16 protein-coding genes are annotated in these 15,722 nt (G+C 60.1%); 10 read left to right on the forward strand and 6 right to left on the reverse strand.

Features of this window, described 5'->3' with window-relative positions; all coding sequences use genetic code 11:
- Window position 1: 1 nt before the first annotated feature.
- From EKK30_RS06385 to petA, 4 genes are all read right to left on the reverse strand, one after another.
- Window positions 2-874: an S-methyl-5'-thioadenosine phosphorylase gene (locus EKK30_RS06385; RefSeq protein ID WP_290981981.1), complete on the reverse strand. Its 873-nt coding sequence runs from the start codon at window positions 872-874 to the stop codon at window positions 2-4.
- A 97-nt stretch (window positions 875-971) separates the two neighbouring features.
- Window positions 972-1,832 (reverse strand): cytochrome c1, encoded by an 861-nt coding sequence (locus EKK30_RS06390; protein ID WP_290981984.1) that lies wholly within the window; start codon window positions 1,830-1,832, stop codon window positions 972-974.
- Between the two features lie 11 nt (window positions 1,833-1,843).
- Window positions 1,844-3,160: a cytochrome b N-terminal domain-containing protein gene (locus EKK30_RS06395; protein WP_290981987.1), complete on the reverse strand. Its 1,317-nt coding sequence runs from the start codon at window positions 3,158-3,160 to the stop codon at window positions 1,844-1,846.
- Between the two features lie 14 nt (window positions 3,161-3,174).
- The gene (gene petA, locus EKK30_RS06400) at window positions 3,175-3,747 is read right to left on the reverse strand and encodes a ubiquinol-cytochrome c reductase iron-sulfur subunit (protein WP_290981990.1); all 573 of its coding nucleotides are present in this window, start codon (window positions 3,745-3,747) and stop codon (window positions 3,175-3,177) included.
- Between the two features lie 238 nt (window positions 3,748-3,985).
- Here petA and EKK30_RS06405 point away from each other — a divergent pair, with 238 nt between their 5' ends.
- A complete protein-coding gene (locus tag EKK30_RS06405) occupies window positions 3,986-4,453 on the forward strand; it encodes a tRNA (cytidine(34)-2'-O)-methyltransferase (protein ID WP_290981993.1) in 468 nt (155 codons plus the stop codon).
- A 26-nt stretch (window positions 4,454-4,479) separates the two neighbouring features.
- Window positions 4,480-5,169, forward strand: coding sequence for an isoprenylcysteine carboxylmethyltransferase family protein (locus EKK30_RS06410; RefSeq protein WP_290981996.1), 690 nt, complete (start codon window positions 4,480-4,482; stop codon window positions 5,167-5,169).
- Window positions 5,170-5,197: 28 nt separating this feature from the next.
- On the opposite strand, the gene EKK30_RS06415 is transcribed toward EKK30_RS06410, so the two are convergent.
- Complete coding sequence (locus tag EKK30_RS06415) at window positions 5,198-7,075, reverse strand: ABC transporter ATP-binding protein (RefSeq protein ID WP_290981999.1); 1,878 nt, start codon at window positions 7,073-7,075, stop codon at window positions 5,198-5,200.
- A 147-nt stretch (window positions 7,076-7,222) separates the two neighbouring features.
- Here EKK30_RS06415 and hemF point away from each other — a divergent pair, with 147 nt between their 5' ends.
- The 3 genes from hemF (at window position 7,223) to EKK30_RS06430 (ending at window position 10,706) form a co-directional block, all read left to right on the forward strand.
- Complete coding sequence (hemF, locus tag EKK30_RS06420) at window positions 7,223-8,131, forward strand: oxygen-dependent coproporphyrinogen oxidase (protein ID WP_290982001.1); 909 nt, start codon at window positions 7,223-7,225, stop codon at window positions 8,129-8,131.
- Window positions 8,132-8,338: 207 nt separating this feature from the next.
- Window positions 8,339-9,508 carry a DUF2235 domain-containing protein gene (locus EKK30_RS06425; protein ID WP_290982003.1) on the forward strand — a complete coding sequence of 390 codons (1,170 nt, stop codon included), beginning with the start codon at window positions 8,339-8,341 and terminating at the stop codon, window positions 9,506-9,508.
- Window positions 9,509-9,641: 133 nt separating this feature from the next.
- Window positions 9,642-10,706, forward strand: a complete 1,065-nt coding sequence (locus EKK30_RS06430) for an alkene reductase (RefSeq protein WP_290982006.1) — start codon at window positions 9,642-9,644, stop codon at window positions 10,704-10,706.
- A gap of 30 nt (window positions 10,707-10,736) precedes the next feature.
- Here the strand turns inward: EKK30_RS06430 and EKK30_RS06435 are convergent, their stop codons facing one another.
- On the reverse strand, window positions 10,737-11,978 hold the full coding sequence (locus EKK30_RS06435) for a hypothetical protein (protein ID WP_290982009.1): 1,242 nt from the start codon (window positions 11,976-11,978) through the stop codon (window positions 10,737-10,739).
- 114 nt (window positions 11,979-12,092) lie between these two features.
- On the opposite strand from EKK30_RS06435, the gene EKK30_RS06440 reads away from it, so the two are divergent.
- The 5 genes from EKK30_RS06440 to EKK30_RS06460 all read left to right on the forward strand — a co-directional run bounded on the left by EKK30_RS06440 (window position 12,093) and on the right by EKK30_RS06460 (window position 15,686).
- On the forward strand, window positions 12,093-12,749 hold the full coding sequence (locus EKK30_RS06440) for a CoA pyrophosphatase (RefSeq protein WP_290982012.1): 657 nt from the start codon (window positions 12,093-12,095) through the stop codon (window positions 12,747-12,749).
- A complete protein-coding gene (locus tag EKK30_RS06445; RefSeq protein WP_290982015.1) occupies window positions 12,746-13,051 on the forward strand; it encodes a DUF6111 family protein in 306 nt (101 codons plus the stop codon). Before EKK30_RS06440 ends, EKK30_RS06445 begins: the two co-directional genes overlap by 4 nt.
- Before the next feature lie 2 nt (window positions 13,052-13,053).
- Entirely contained in the window at window positions 13,054-14,310 is a 1,257-nt protein-coding gene (locus EKK30_RS06450; RefSeq protein ID WP_290982018.1) for a CCA tRNA nucleotidyltransferase, read from the forward strand.
- 93 nt (window positions 14,311-14,403) lie between these two features.
- Window positions 14,404-14,637: a hypothetical protein gene (locus EKK30_RS06455; RefSeq protein ID WP_290982021.1), complete on the forward strand. Its 234-nt coding sequence runs from the start codon at window positions 14,404-14,406 to the stop codon at window positions 14,635-14,637.
- Between the two features lie 197 nt (window positions 14,638-14,834).
- The gene (locus EKK30_RS06460; RefSeq protein WP_290982024.1) at window positions 14,835-15,686 is read left to right on the forward strand and encodes a UDP-2,3-diacylglucosamine diphosphatase; all 852 of its coding nucleotides are present in this window, start codon (window positions 14,835-14,837) and stop codon (window positions 15,684-15,686) included.
- Window positions 15,687-15,722 lie beyond the last annotated feature (36 nt).

Here is a 15,722-nt window from a genome sequence, read left to right on the forward strand (position 1 = left end):
TTTACAGCAGCACGCGGCCGGCGATGGCATCCAGCTTCTTCATGAGCTCGGGGTCCCGCGCCTCCGCCGGCGTGATGAGGGCAACCTCCAGCGCACGATCCGAACCGATCGGGCATGCGGGATGCTCGCGCGGGAAGTCACGCGCCAAATGGGCGACGAGCCGCTGCGCCTTCTCGGTATTCTGGTGCATGACGGCGATGATGGACGCCACGTCGACGTCTGCATGGTCGCTGTGCCAGCAATCGTAATCCGTGACCATCGCCACGCTCGCGTAGCAAATTTCAGCCTCGCGGGCGAGCTTGGCTTCCGGCATGTTGGTCATGCCGATGACATCGCAGCCCCAGGAACGATAAAGGTTGCTCTCCGCCCGAGTGGAAAACTGCGGTCCTTCCATGGCGAGATAGATGCCGCCCTTGTGCACCTTGATCTTCTCTGCTTTCGCGGATTTCTCCAGCGCCTTGGTCAGCAGGGGACTGATCGGATCGCCCATAGCCACATGCGCGACGCAGCCATTCCCGAAGAACGACTTCTCCCGCGCGAACGTTCGGTCGATGAACTGGTCCGGCAGCACGAAATCGCCGGGCTTATATTTCTTCTTGAGCGAGCCGCACGCCGATACCGAAATCAGGTCGGTAACGCCTGCACGCTTCAACGCGTCGATGTTTGCACGGTAATTGATGCCCGTCGGCGACAGCTTATGGCCGCGTCCATGGCGCGGCAGGAATCGGATCGGTAGCCCGTCGATGTCGGCGAAGAGAATTTCATCTGACGGCGCCCCCCATGGGCTCTCGATCGCCTTCCACTCCGCATTGGCAAGACCTGGCAGATGATAAAAGCCGCTGCCGCCGACGATCCCCAAAACCGATGCCGTCATTTCCGTGTACTCCGTCTGCCAGCGCACATCCCCAAAAAAGAAAGAAGGCCACGCACGCGTGACCTTCCAGTTTGCAAATCGTCACAAGTGCTCTGGGTCAGTGCTTGATGCCGGCCCAGATGCGCTTCTTGCCCAAATAGAGCAAGCCGGTGGTGACGATCAGATAAAGAATGACCTGCCACCCGATCCGCTTGCGCGTATCGAGCGAGGGGTCAGCCGCCCATGACAGAAATGCGACAACGTCCTTCGCATAATTGTCGACCGTGGACGGGGTCCCGTCCTGGTAAGCGACCACGCCATCGGACAGGGGTGGCGGCATGCTGATTTGATGACCCGGGAAGACCTTGTTGTAGTATTTGCCGTCCGTGAGCTTGAAGTCAGCCGGTGGATCGGCAAATCCCGTCAGCAGGCCATAGACATAATCGGCCCCGCCCTCCTGGTACGCCTCGGCAATATCGCCCAGCATCAGGAACGGATGGACCCACCAGCTCGGATTGCGCTCGACGTTGCGGGCGCGAGCGATCAACGAAAGGTCAGGCGGCAGGGCTCCGTTCTGAGCCGCCCGCGCTTCCTTGTCGTTGTGATAGGGCCCCCGGATCGGATCGGATAAAAGCGGCGGCCGCTCGAACATCTTGCCTTCGTCGTTAGGCCCATCGGTGATCTGGTTGGGCCAAGTCTTAGCGAGTTCCTTCACGGCATCCTGTGGGAATTCCGGACCGCCCGGCTGCACGAGGTTACGGAAGGCGATGTGCTTTAGGCCATGACAGGCCGAGCAGACTTCCTTGTAGACCTGGAAGCCGCGCTGGAGCTGCGCTTTGTCGAATTGGCCGGTAAATCCCGAGAAGACCCACTTTTGCCGGGCAACCTCGGCGTGACCGCCCTCTTCTGCCGACACGGAGGCGGCGGCGAGAACGACGGACAATGCGAACATGAGCGTGAGCGAGATGCGATGTTTCATGGTGCCCTCCCTCACCGCTTTTCTGGCGCGGCGGCAGCGCCAGATGGCAGCCCTCCGCCACCTTCGCCAAGTACGGCCTCAGTTATCGAGCGCGGCATCCGGCGGGGCGTTTCGATCAGGCCGACGATCGGCATCACGGCCAGAAAGAAGAGGAAATAGCAAACCGTGAAGATCTGCGCCGCGAAGACATAGACGCCCTCCGCAGGCTTCGATCCGAGGTAGCCCAGCGCCACGCAGGTGAAGACGAAGAACCAGAAGAACCACTTGAAGATCGGCCGGTACTTCGCCGACCGGATGCGCGACGTGTCGAGCCACGGCGCGAACGCGATGATGATTACGGCTGAAAACATCGCGATCACGCCACACAGCTTCGCGTATTGGCCGAGCGGTATTCCCAGGAACGAACTCGTGAATGCCCGAAGTATCGCGTAGAACGGCAGGAAGTACCATTCAGGCACGATATGCGGCGGCGTCACCAGCGGATTGGCTTCGATGTAGTTGTCCGCGTGTCCAAGGTAATCCGGCACGAAGAAAACGAACCACGCGTAAATCAGCAGGAAGGCAAATATACCGACCGCGTCCTTCGACGTCGCGTAGGGATGCATCGGAACCGTGTCGCTCGGCTCCTTGAGGTCGAGGCCTGTCGGATTGTTCTGGCCAGCGATGTGCAACGCCCAGATATGGAGCCCCACCACCGCAGTCAGGATGAAGGGCAAGAGGTAGTGCAGCGAAAAGAAGCGATTGAGCGTCACGCCAGAGACGGCGTACCCGCCCCAAAGCCATTCGACGATCGCCGTCCCGAGCCCATTGTAGATCGTGTCGAGCGCCGAGAAGAGGTTGGTGATGACCGTCACGCCCCAGAAGCTCATCTGCCCCCATGGCAGCGTGTAGCCCATGAACGCGGTTGCCATCATCAACAGCATGATGAGCACGCCGAGAATCCAGAGAACTTCACGCGGGGCCTTGTATGACCCGTAGTACATGCCGCGGAAGATATGAATGAAGACGGCTAGGAAGAACATCGACGCGCCGACCGAATGGAAGTCGCGTAGCATCCACCCGTAGTTTACGTCGCGGCGAATTTGTTCGATGGAATCGAACGCGGCTGTTGCGCTCGGCTGGTAGTGCATCGCAAGCACGACCCCCGTCGCGATCTGGCCGACCAGGATCAACGTCAGAATTCCGCCGAACGTCCAAAGATAATTGAGATTGCGCGGCGTCGGATAGTCGATGAACTGGTTCTTCATCATCCGCGCGATGGGGAGGCGCTCGTCCATCCACTTCCCCCAGCGCGACGTCGGCACGTAATTCGAGGTATGGCCACCCATTGTGCTCTCTCCCCCTAGCCGATCTTGATCTTGCTATCGGTCATGAACGCGTAGGGCGGCACCTCTAAGTTTCTTGGCGCGGGACCTTTACGAATTCGTCCGGACGTATCGTATTGCGAGCCATGGCATGGGCAGAACCAGCCGCCGAACTCGCCGCGCTCGTCTCCGAAAGCCTGACCTTTTGGAATGCACCCTAGATGCGTGCAGATGCCGATCAGCACGATCCAGTTTTCGTGCCCTTTGATCGTACGATTGGCGTCGGTCGCTAGATCATCCTGAGGCAGGTTCTCGTTGCGGGCGAGATCATCGGGCAGCGTCTTCACGTTGACGTTTTCCGCGGCCTCGACCTCCGACTTCGTCCTGTTACGGATGAAGATCGGCTTGCCGCGCCACATCACCGTCAGCGCCTGCCCCTCTTTCACAGGAGCTAGATCGACCTCTACAGACGACAGCGCCATCGTGCTGGCGTCTGGGTTCATTTGTTGGATGAACGGCCACAGGAGAGACGCGGCGCCGATCGCGGCGAACGCGTTGCCGGCGACCACCAGGAAATCCCGGCGGCCCGGCTCCAAGGCATCAGTGCTCAACGCAGCCTCCAGCATTGGGGAACCAAGCCCGCAGACTTTGCTGGCACGCTCGAGGTGTCCTCTCGCTGGCCTAACTGCCTGATTATTGGGCTGTAGTTCGTTCGTTTTCTTCCCTTGCCGATGCTTTTGCCAGCGTTTGACATCTCAAGCAACGGATTCCGCGACATAAAGCGAGAGGCAATTTAGCGCATCGGTCGTAGTGGACACAAACCCAACTTGAGAAGCAGACCAAACGCTGATGCGCATCGCTCTCTATCAGCCTGACATCGCCCAGAATACCGGGACGATTCTTCGCCTCGCCGCGTGCTTCGGCATCCCCGCCGACGTCATCGGCCCAACTGGGTTCGACATGAGCGACCGGTCGCTGAAGCGAGCGGCGCTCGACTATCTGCCCTTCGTTGATCTGACGCGGCACACGAGCTTCGAAACGTACCTTGCCAATCGCATGGGATCTTCGCCCGGGCGAATCGTGCTCCTGACGACGAAGGCCACGTTGGCCCACACGGCATTCTCATTCCGCCCCGATGACACGCTCATGCTCGGCCGCGAAAGTGCCGGCGTTCCGGACCACGTGCACGAGCTTGCAGATGCCCGCGTCACCATCCCGATGCGGCCCGGCCTGCGATCCCTCAACGTGGCCGTCGCTACGGCGATGGTGCTAGGTGAGGCGCTCCGGCAAACGAACGGCTTTCCCGACAGTCCCTGACGCCGACCCTGTCGCACACGTGACACGTGGATAGCGCAAGTCTGACGGATCGCATTGCCTGTCCGCAGACGTTCATGCCGATCGATCGAATTTTGACCATAGCCGGCGCGATGTCTGCGCTGCTGCTGATTGCGGGAATGATCGCCGGCAGAACCAATAGTGCCTGGCGGATCTGGCCGGCCCCGCCTGTCGGATCGGTGAAGAGCTTTATATTCTGGACGCTCTTTCGTACCGCGAACATAGCTGCGCTCGTCATCGCTGTAGAACGGGTGGTATCGGCGCCTTTCAATGCACTGACACCATTTCGAGTCGGTCTCGCAGGCATCGCGTTCCTTGCGGGTATAGCCTACGTCTACACGCTCTGGTCGCTCGGCCGCAAAGCAACCTATTGCCAGGCGAGCGGACTAGCGACCGAAGGCGTCTACCGATGGACGCGCAATCCGCAGTACTCAACAGCGATCTTGGCCTTCACGACGCTAGGACTTGCCGCGTGGAGTTTGGACGCAACCGGGCTCGCCGGCGCGGTGGTCCTTGTCTACGCGATGATGGCGCGTACGGAGGAACCCTGGCTCGAAGCGCGATACGGCACAGCGTATCTTAAGTATAAGGCCGACGTGCCCCGCTTCTTCAACGCACGTCACGCAGTAAGCGAGGTGCGGGCACTGCTGTCTGAAAAAGTGCCCGCCTTCGCAGGCGGACACCGCAACAAGCGTTAGCTCGAGATTTCCCGAACCCGGGCCGGCGCTACTCTGCAGCTTCGCGCGCGAGGAAGCCCCCAGATTGGCGCAGCCAGAGCTGGGCGTAGATGCCTCCGCGCTTCAAGAGCTCGGCGTGCGTACCCTCTTCGACGATGCGACCGTCCTCCATCACAACGAGCCTGTCCATCGCGGCGATGGTCGATAGCCGATGCGCAATCGCAATCACGGTCTTGCCACGCATCAGAGTCTCGAAGCTGGTCTGGATCGCAGACTCGACCTCCGAATCGAGCGCGCTTGTCGCCTCGTCGAGCACGAGGATCGGCGCATTCTTCAACAGAACGCGTGCGATTGCGATCCGCTGGCGCTGTCCGCCCGAAAGTTTGACGCCCCGCTCGCCGACGTGTGCATCATAGCCCTTGCGACCCTTCAGGTCCTCAAGGTTCATGATGAACTCGTGAGCCTCCGCCTGCTTCGCTGCGGCGATAACCTCGGCCTCGGTCGCGTTCAGACGTCCGTAAAGAATATTGTCCCGCACCGAACGGTGCAGCAGAGACGTGTCCTGCGTGACCAATCCGATTTCAGCGCGCAGACTATCCTGCGTCACATGCGCGATATCGCGCCCATCGATGAGAATGCGGCCGCCCTCCAGATCGTAGAACCGGAGAAGCAGGTTGACGAGCGTCGACTTGCCCGCGCCGGACCGCCCGACCAAGCCCACCTTTTCGCCAGGACGTACAGTTAGCGACAACGACTCGATCACGCGCGGCGGCACATCGTCGGACGCAGCCCGTCCGGCGCCGTAATGGAAATGGATGTGATCGAACTTGATCTCGCCGCGCGGCACCGTGAGCGGCTTGGCATCCGGCACGTCGACGAGCAAGTTTGGACGCGAGATCGTCTCCATGCCTTCATGCACGACGCCGATATTTTCGAACACGTCAGCGATCGTCCACATCACCCATCCCGACATCGTTACGATGCGGATCACGAGGCCGCCCACGACGGCGATGTCGCCGACGGATACGTGGTGCATCGTCCAAAGCCATATGGCCAATCCGGTCGTGGCGACGAGCAGTAGCCCGTTCAGCAGGTACAGGGTGATTTCCATCCCCGTTATCAGCCTGAGCGATACCTGCCACTTCTGCATCTGCTCGGTCAGCGCTTCTCGCGCATACGTGTCTTCCCGCTCCGTATGAGCGAAAAGCTTCACCGTCATGATGTTCGTGTAGCTGTCGACGATACGGCCGACGAGCATTGAGCGGGCCTCCGACGCTTCCGTCGAGCGCTCCTTGATCCGCGGCACGAAATAGCGCAGCGCTACCGTATAGGCGACGAGCCAAATGAGCAGCGGGATGGTCAACCGCCAATCGGACGCCGCGAACAAGAGCGCTGAACCGACGAACTGGACGCTCGCATACCAGAGCGCATCGATCAGCTGGACGACGCTTTCGCGCAGCGACGCGCCCGTTTGCATGATCTTGTTGGCGACCCGGCCCGCGAAATCGTTCTGGAAGAAGCCCAGGCTCTGGCGCAGCACATAGCGATGCGTCTGCCAGCGCACGCGCGACGTGCATCCCGGCGACAGCATCTGGTTCTTGATGAAATCGTGAGCCGCCGAAACCAGAGGACGTATCACCAGCGCGACGAACGCCATGCCCGTCAGCATCCAACCATAGGTCGATAGGAAGGTTGATGGATCGCCGTGCGTGCGCATCCTGTCGACGATGGCGCCGATGAACCCCATCAGTGCCACTTCGATGGTTGATCCGAGGCACCCCGCAATCAGCAAAAGCAGGAAGAATGGCCAGAGCGGCTTAATGAAAAACCAGTAGAAAGCCCAAAGCGTATCCGGCGGGCGCACGACTGCGCGCTCATCGAATGGCTTGATGCGGGTCTCACCCCAGCTCATAAGTCGGCGCAGCATGACCTATCGCAAAGACAGTAAACGGCGCCAAATCGCAAAAGTCGGCTGGATCCGACTGGCGACGGCGACCGGATGATGTTGATCGTTGATACGAGTTGGAGCTAAGGGTCTTTTCAGTCGAAAACAAGACATGGCGCATAATATTCAATGAACGCCCCTGATATGCCTCTCGAGCAGAAAAAAGCCACCGCGCGCGCTTGGTTCGAGAAATTGCGCGACGACATTTGCGCGTCCTTCGAAAAGCTGGAAACTCAGCTTCCCGAAACGGCGCCGCACGGCAAGGACGCAGCAGGTGCCTTCGTCCGCACTCCGTGGAACCGCGCCAAGGACGGCGAGGTCGAGGCGGGCGGCGGCGTCATGAGCCTCATGCATGGCCGAGTCTTCGAAAAGGTCGGCGTCCACACATCCACTGTGTACGGAGAATTTGCTCCCGAGTTCCGCAAGCAGATCCCCGGCGCCGAGGAAAATCCGGCGTTCTGGGCTTCCGGAATTTCGCTCATCGGCCACCCGGTCAATCCGAATGTTCCCGCTGTTCATATGAACACGCGCATGATTGTAACCAACAAGTGGTGGTTCGGCGGCGGGGCTGATCTCACGCCGGTTCTCGACAATCGCCGCACCCAATCAGATGCTGATACGCTCGCCTTCCACGCAGCCATGCACGGCGCCTGCGCGCCCCACAAGATCGTCGACTACACGAAGCTCAAGGCCTGGTGCGACGAGTATTTTTTCCTTCCGCACCGAAACGAGTCGCGCGGGATCGGCGGCATTTTCTATGACTATCTGACGCCCGCCGATAGCGACGGCGGATGGGACGCCGCCTTCGCGTTCACGCAGGACGTTGGACGTGCATTCCTGAATGTCTATCCAATGCTCGTGCGCGGCAATTACCAGCTGCCCTATACGGAAGCCCAGCGGGAAGAGCAGTTGATCCGTCGTGGCCGCTACGTCGAATACAATCTGCTCTACGATCGCGGCACGACATTCGGCCTGAAAACCGGCGGCAACGTCGAATCGATCTTGTCGTCCATGCCGCCGGTTGTGAAGTGGCCGTAAAATAGCGGCCGTCTGCCGAACCTTGTGTCCGTTTCGCCAACGATATGATGCTGATTGGACGCCGCCGCGGTGAGCGGTTTACCGCGCCGCATATCGCCGTATAACTGCTCCCGGTCAACCGGGCCTTATGCCCTTGGGGAGCAGTTCCATGCGCGTGACGCATCACGCCATGCGGCCTTTTTCGAAAGCCTTTGAAGGCACGGCGATATGAAACGGATCGTCTGCTCTCTCGACGGTACGTGGAACGATGACGACGGCGCCGCGCCGCTGACCAACGTTGCTAAGCTCACCCGCGCTATTCCGTTTGTTGACGCATCCGGCGTCCACCAGCTCGTTCGATATGTTGTCGGCATCGCGTCGTCTGAGGATCATAGCCTTGCGTTTCTGAAGGGCGCTCTCGGATTAGAAGTCAGCGAACGGATCAAGGCGGGATATCAATTCCTGAGCAACGTCTACGACCCTGGCGACGAGATCTATCTTTTTGGATTTTCCCGAGGTGCCTACGAAGCTCGAAGCCTCGCGAGCTTCATCACGCTGTTCGGCTTGGCGCGACGGTCGGGCAATTTCGATTTGGAAAAAGCATGGGCGATTTATCGTCAACCCGAACGCAAGCGCGACTTTGATGCCGTCGCCGAGGCAAGCGCCGAATGCCACTACCCAGTCCGCATTTGCTGTCTCGGCCTGTGGGACACGGTCGGCAACATCGGCAACCCAATCTGGTCCTGGGGCTGGCTCAGTCGCAAATTCGATTACCACGACACCCGCCTTCACGACACGATCGACGTCGCTTTGCATGCACTGTCGATCGACGAGGCGCGCAGCCCTTTCCGGCCGTCGCTCTTCACCTACCCGGAAAATGTGCAGCCACCCTCGCGCCAACACATCGAGCAGGTCTGGTTCGCCGGAAGTCACGCCGATGTCGGGGGTGGTTGGCCCGAATCCGAACTCTCCGATATCGCGCTGCTCTGGATGGCCGAACGCGTGCGCGCAACAACCGCTCTCGCAGTCGACATCGAGAAGCTGAAGCACGAGAGCTCGCCCGATCCCCTTGGTCTTCAGCACGCATCATCGACGGGCTCACTCTACACCTTGAGCCGCATCTCGCCCTTCGTGCGCCTCATACAGCAAAGTTTGGAGAACGCTGCCCCTGCCCGTCGCTGGCGCACAAGCAAGCTCGCCCGAGGCCTCGTCTCTCTCAACGAACAGATCCACGAAAGCGCGCTGCTGCGCTTAGGTCAGACCGTAAGGGAGGCCCGCGGCCGCCGCCTCCGGGAAATGATCTATGAACCCGGAACGCTCGCCGCCAGACCGGCTTCATCAGTGCGGCTGGAGGAAACGGCCGCGATAGCGGAACCCATTGAGAACAAAGCGGCTTAGCTCCATCTAGCGGATTGGAGCGGTCGAAAGCCGCAGTTGTCAGCCGGATAAGGCTCGCCACATGTTCGGCAGTTCCGAGTTATCGAACTGATCTATTGATCGCCGCTCCTCCCTCTCAAATCCGGATTCCATCATGACAACTTTGCAAGATCCGTTGAAAGCCGGCGCTTTCACGCTGAAGAACCGCGTGGTCCTCGCGCCGCTGACCCGCTGCCGGGCGAGTGCAGGTCGCGTGCCCAACGACATGATGCGTGAATATTACGTACAGCGCGCCTCCGCCGGAATGATCCTCACGGAGGCGACGTCGGTGACCCCGATGGGTGTCGGCTATCCCGACACGCCGGGCATCTGGTCGGACGAGCAGGTTGCAGGTTGGAAGAAGATCACCGATGCCGTGCATGCAGCCGGCGGCACGATCCTGCTGCAACTCTGGCATGTCGGACGTATCTCCGATCCACTCTATCTCGACGGCGCCCTTCCGGTTGCGCCGAGCGCGGTAAAGCCAAGCGGCACCGTAAGTCTGGTTCGGCCGAAGAAGGAGTTTGTCACCCCGCGCGCTTTGGAACTGAGCGAAATTCCAGGTGTCGTGGCAGCCTACCGTCGCGGCGCGGAAAATGCCAAGCGCGCCGGCTTTGACGGCGTCGAAGTTCACGGTGCGAACGGCTACTTGCTCGATCAATTTCTTCAGGATTCGAGCAATAAGCGGACTGATCAGTATGGCGGTTCCATCGAAAATCGCGCACGGCTCATGCTCCAAGTCGTCGACGCCTGCATCGAAGTCTGGGGAGCCGACCGTGTCGGCCTGCATCTCGCGCCTCGCGGCGATTCCCATGACATGGGCGACAGCAACCGGCTCGAAACGTTCGGCTACGTCGCAAGCGAAGTTGGCAAGCGCAAGATCGCTTTCATCTGCACGCGTGAGTACCCCAGTGACGATGCGATCAGCCCTGAGCTCAAAAAGCGGTTCGGCGGCGTTCTGATCGGCAACGAGAAGTACACGAAAGAAACAGCCGAAGCTGCGATCAACGCCGGGCAGGTCGACGCTGTCGCTTTCGGCAAGACGTTCATCGCCAATCCCGACCTGCCGTTGCGTTTCAAGCTGAATGCGCCGCTCAACACGCCTGATCCGAACTCATTCTACGGCGGAACGGAGAAGGGCTATGTCGATTATCCAGCGCTTGCGGCCGAAAGCGCCTGAGCATCGCGCGCTATGATGTGATGCCGGGCCCTATCGCTCGGCATCTCTTCTGAGCGACACTTCATCGAACGCCGCCGCAAACTCCTGCGAACCGGGCGAGAGGATCGCCTGCGCCATTCGCCGGTCGAGTTCCGCGCGAAGCTGCGTTCCCGTTAGCCCCGACACCATTTTATTCACGTAGTAAGCGCGCCGCGCGAAAAAGTTGGGCGTAGGCGCGTTCGCTCCCGGACCATCTAGCATCTCGAGCCCCGTAACCGGCCCCGCCAGATTCATGAGCTCGAGTTCAGCGCCGCTCAGCGAATACCGGCCACTTTTTTCCGCGACGTCCAATAGCGTCTTCAGCTTCATCGCTTGCAGCATCGGACCGATATCGCCATCGATGTTCAGTGTATGAATGCCCATGCCCGGCGCCGTCTTGGCGTACGCCTGTTGAACCGTCCATTCGAACGGCTGATGTTTGACGTTCGCGTACATTTTCTTCAGCACGGCGAGCTTGTGTTTGAGAAGCGCTGTCCGGGCTGGCGTGTTGCGCGGATCCCGCAGCTTCACCGTAAGACGGCTGATGAATGTCGGGCCGCTGCGAGCAAGCTCGTTGACGGAGTTCGCATCGAGAAGCTGCGCGTAACCGAGTGCGCTCGAAATCGGCTTGCCCGATTTTCGGCTCGGATGGATGCCCGCCTGCATGTCATAGGTGCCGACGCCGCCAGTTTCGAGCGCATACACGCGCACCACTTGTTCCTTGGACAGGCCGAGAGCCGCAGCTTCTGTCGCGTAGCGCAGCTTGAATTCCTTCTCCGACACCCGCTCTGGAACGAAGTTGTAGACACGCTTGGCAGCCGCGAGGTAATCCGGGATGGTTGCAAGTTCCTTCGGTGGAGTAGGACTTGCTTGGTTCTGTGCCACAACGAAACGTTCGTATTTCTGAGCGAGGTCGCCCGACAGCGATGGTCCCTTGTACTTCGGCGGAAAGCTCATCACGTAATCGCTGGCGTCGAACGGAATTTTCTTCGCGCGCTTTTTCCGGCGCAGCTCCCGTTTACGCTCCACCGCATCCCAATAGGTATCGAGCTGATCTTCGAACGTGTTGCGCGCGCTCTTCCAGGCTTGGAAAGCTTCGACCTCCGCATCCGACAGCGACGTCAGAAAATCGATGGTCGACATGGCATGCGCGCGCGGCGCAATCGCAAGGCACATCAGCGCGAGGCAGAGCGCGGATATCCACGTTCCCAATCCTCGCACAGGGTCCGGCGCTGTCGTGCTGGCGTATGCCACCCGCAATTCCTTCGACCTCTCAGCTTCGGCTCGACGCGAAACGACGAATCAAGCGTAGCGTGATTCAGCGGCGCCCGGCCACCAACTGGGCTATCATCAAAGCTAAACGGCGAAATGAACCCGATTTCCGCCTCCAATAAGGCAATCGAAGATCTGGATGCGGCCACATTCGAGCGGTTGGCCCGCGCGCGATTGCTTGCAGATCCGCCACAGCTTGATGAGCCACTCGGCCCGGGAGACGACGATCTCAATCCGGACATGCACCGGATACCGGCCGAACTTCGCCACGCGGCGGTGCTGGTACCCGTGGTGGCGCGCTCTCCCCTCACCGTCCTGCTGACTGCGCGAACGGAGCACCTGCCCTCGCACGCTGGCCAAATAGCCTTTCCCGGCGGCAAGATAGAAGCTGACGATGACGGCCCCCTTGCCGCTGCCCTCCGCGAAGCATGGGAAGAAATCGCGCTCAGCCGGAAATTCGTCGCGCCCCTCGGCTATCTCTCGCCGTACCGCACCGGGACAGGCTACATCATCACACCGTCCGTGGCCCTTGTTCGCCCCGGCTTTGAGCTTTCCGCCAATCCCGGAGAAGTCGCCGACGTGTTCGAGGTGCCGCTCGACTTCCTGATGAACGAAGCCAATCACCAAGTTCATAGCCGGACGTACGGCGGCGCTGAACGCCGGTTCTATGCGATGCCCTATGGAGAACGCTATATTTGGGGAGCAACGGCGGGAATAATCCGCACGCTCTACCGGAGACTGTTCAGCACATGATCCGCATCGTTCTGGAGAATATCTTTTTCTTTCTGCTTCCGACCCTTCTTTACATCATGTGGATCGCGTTCTCGGAGGATGAATGGGCCGGTCTCGGCACCGTGATCAAGGAGGCGCCGCTTGTCCGCCTGTTCTTCGCGGGTGCCGCACTGATGCTGGCAACCTTGCTCGTTTTCTCGTCCCACACCTATAACAGCCCGAACGACGTTTATGTACCTGCATCGGTCGTGGACGGTAAGCTTGAACCGGGACACAGCGTCCACAACTCCGACAAGCCTGCGCCACAAGATGTGAAGCCCTGACCATGTCCGAAGCCCAGCTCAGATGGCCGCGCATCAACGCTGCGTGGCTTCACTCTCCCGCGCTTGCCAAGGTATTCGCCGCCTTGACGAACGAGGGCGCCGAAGCGCGGGTCGTCGGCGGCGCCGTCCGCAACGCGCTGATCAATCGGACGGTCAAAGATGTCGATGTCGCCACGACTGCGCGTCCCGACGAAGTCATTCGCCTGGCCACGCAGGCAGGTCTTGGCGCGCATCCCACCGGCATCGAACACGGCACGATCACAGTGGTCGCCGACAACCACCCTTTTGAAGTCACGACGCTTCGGCGCGACGTGGAAACCGATGGTCGCCACGCCGTCGTGACATTCACGACATCGTGGGAGGAAGACGCCGCCCGCCGCGATTTCACGATCAACGCGCTCTCATGTACGCCGGACGGTACGATTTACGATTATGCCGGCGGCCTCGACGACCTGAGAAATCGGCGTGTGCGTTTCATTGGCGACGCGCGCGCCCGGATCCACGAGGACTACCTCCGCATCCTGCGCTTTTTCCGTTTCGCAGCGGAGTACGGGAACGGCAATCTCGACCCGCAAGGATTAGCAGCGGCTGACGCCATGAAGGAAGGGCTATCCCTTCTCTCTGCCGAGCGCGTCCGTGCCGAGGTTCTCAAATTGTTGGCGGCTCCCAGCGCCGTCGATGTCGTCAACGCGATGTACAAGAGCGGCATCATCCAACTCATCCTACGAACGAGGCTCGAACCGGATTGCTTCGCGCGTCTGGCCGCAATCGAGTCCCAACTCGGTGAACCGCCCGACGCCCTCGCTCGGCTTACGGCACTCGCCGCCCACGATGCCGACGATGCCGCAACGCTCGCGCAAGAGCTTCGTCTCTCGAATGCGGAAGCGGCGCGCATCGCCGTTGCGTCGGCCGGTGATCCTGCGATCGACCCGGTGGCGCCGGATGCTTCCGCACGCGCGGCACTTTATAAGCTAGGGGCCGAAAATTTCACGCGGGCGGCGCGAATTGCCTGGGCCCGCTCGGGCGCTCCAATCGACAGTTCGCGATGGCGCGCGCGGACCTTCCTGCCCGACCGATGGAAAGCGCCGGTAATGCCCTTCTCGGGCGCCGACGTACTTGCACTAGGTCTCGCGCCCGGTCCGAAAATCGGCGTGGTTCTCGCTGCCTTTGAGCGCTGGTGGATCGGGAATGACTTCCCAGCTGATGCCGAACGGCAAGGCACCGTGCTTAAAGAACTGGCGCGTGAGGCGCTTAATTAACAAAGCATTAAATTTCGCTTCACCTTCCCTTGTGCTCAGACTAGGTTTCGCGCCGCGGGGTACGTCATGTGTATGCGTCGAGGATATTCCCTGATGGACAGTATCGGCCATGAGCGCGAACGTTCGCTCAAGTTCGTTCAAATCGTCTTCGCCGTTCTTGCTCTTGTCAGTCTTGTTGCCGCGCTAGCCGTCGCAACGCGAGGAACGGATCTCGGACTTCCCGAAACCTCAACCTATCCGATCGCGCTGGCATTCCTGCTCGTTGGCGCCGTCGACACGGCCTTGCTCTACGCCTGGGAGCTCATCTTCCAGCGCACTGAGCTTTAAGCAAAGCGCGCTGCCGCGATGTCGTGGCAGCGCTCGCCATCCGTCAGATGACGGATTTATAGCGGCATCCGCTGCCGTTTATTTATCCAAACTGTTGGTAAATCGCGCAAACGAACGCGGCTCCGGCGCATCTGGAGCCGGTCGCAAGCGTTCGTCATACGCGTGTTACATGAATCCGGTCCTACGTTTTACATCAAATGCAAAGACGCATTTATGGGAAGCGCACTGACTGGGGGCCGACCTTGAGCGCACCGAATCCGGAATTGAACTATCGGACCGTATTCATTTCCGACGTCCATCTTGGAATGCGCAATTGCCAATCGACCGCGCTCCTCGATTTCTTGAAATACGTCGAATGCGAGCATCTTTATCTGGTCGGCGACATCGTCGACTTCTGGAAAGTTCGGCGCGGACCATACTGGCCGCAAAGCCATAATGACGTGCTGCAGAAGCTGCTGAGGAAATCGCGCAAGGGAACACGCGTCGTCTTCATCCCAGGCAACCACGACGATGGTTTGCGCGACTACACGGGCATGAACTTCGGCGACATCGAAATCCGTCGCGATGCCATTCACGAAGCGGCCGACGGCAAGCGCTACCTCATTCTTCACGGCGATGAATTCGACGTTGTGGTTCGTTACGCCCGCTGGCTCGCGTTCCTTGGCGATCGCTCCTACGACGCCGCGCTCGCCCTCAATGTACCGCTGAACTTCGCCCGCCGGCTGCTGGGTCTTGGTCATTGGTCTCTATCCGCGTTCCTGAAACACAAAGTGAAAAGCGCCGTGAATTACATCGGCGAATTCGAGGAAGCGTTGGCAGGCGAAGCGCGACGGCGCGATGCACAGGGCTTGATTTGCGGGCATATCCATCATGCCAACGAACGCATGATCGACGGAATCCATTACCTCAATTGCGGCGATTGGGTCGAAAGCTGCACGGCGATCGCCGAACGCTTCGACGGCAAGTTCGAAATCATTCGCTGGAAGGAACATCTGGCCGCACGCGCCTCGCAAGCGCCTTCTGGCCGGTGGTTTATCGAAGCCGCCTGAAGCGGCGCTGAGCCGGCACGCATACTAGCCGGCGAA

It is taken from the genome of Hyphomicrobium sp. (assembly GCF_003987855.1).
Classification (GTDB): Bacteria; Pseudomonadota; Alphaproteobacteria; order Rhizobiales; family Hyphomicrobiaceae; genus Hyphomicrobium_B.

What these genes read in the sequence shown, in the direction of transcription:
- EKK30_RS06385 (WP_290981981.1), bottom strand. Translation starts at nt 874, where the DNA reads ATGACGGCATCGGTTTTGGGGATCGTCGGCGGCAGCGGCTTTTATCAT.
- EKK30_RS06390 (WP_290981984.1), bottom strand. Translation starts at nt 1,832, where the DNA reads ATGAAACATCGCATCTCGCTCACGCTCATGTTCGCATTGTCCGTCGTT.
- EKK30_RS06395 (WP_290981987.1), bottom strand. Translation starts at nt 3,160, where the DNA reads ATGGGTGGCCATACCTCGAATTACGTGCCGACGTCGCGCTGGGGGAAG.
- EKK30_RS06405 (WP_290981993.1), top strand. Translation starts at nt 3,986, where the DNA reads ATGCGCATCGCTCTCTATCAGCCTGACATCGCCCAGAATACCGGGACG.
- EKK30_RS06415 (WP_290981999.1), bottom strand. Translation starts at nt 7,075, where the DNA reads ATGCTGCGCCGACTTATGAGCTGGGGTGAGACCCGCATCAAGCCATTC.
- hemF (WP_290982001.1), top strand. Translation starts at nt 7,223, where the DNA reads ATGAACGCCCCTGATATGCCTCTCGAGCAGAAAAAAGCCACCGCGCGC.
- EKK30_RS06425 (WP_290982003.1), top strand. Translation starts at nt 8,339, where the DNA reads ATGAAACGGATCGTCTGCTCTCTCGACGGTACGTGGAACGATGACGAC.
- EKK30_RS06430 (WP_290982006.1), top strand. Translation starts at nt 9,642, where the DNA reads ATGACAACTTTGCAAGATCCGTTGAAAGCCGGCGCTTTCACGCTGAAG.
- EKK30_RS06440 (WP_290982012.1), top strand. Translation starts at nt 12,093, where the DNA reads ATGAACCCGATTTCCGCCTCCAATAAGGCAATCGAAGATCTGGATGCG.
- EKK30_RS06445 (WP_290982015.1), top strand. Translation starts at nt 12,746, where the DNA reads ATGATCCGCATCGTTCTGGAGAATATCTTTTTCTTTCTGCTTCCGACC.
- EKK30_RS06450 (WP_290982018.1), top strand. Translation starts at nt 13,054, where the DNA reads ATGTCCGAAGCCCAGCTCAGATGGCCGCGCATCAACGCTGCGTGGCTT.
- EKK30_RS06455 (WP_290982021.1), top strand. Translation starts at nt 14,404, where the DNA reads ATGGACAGTATCGGCCATGAGCGCGAACGTTCGCTCAAGTTCGTTCAA.
- EKK30_RS06460 (WP_290982024.1), top strand. Translation starts at nt 14,835, where the DNA reads ATGCAAAGACGCATTTATGGGAAGCGCACTGACTGGGGGCCGACCTTG.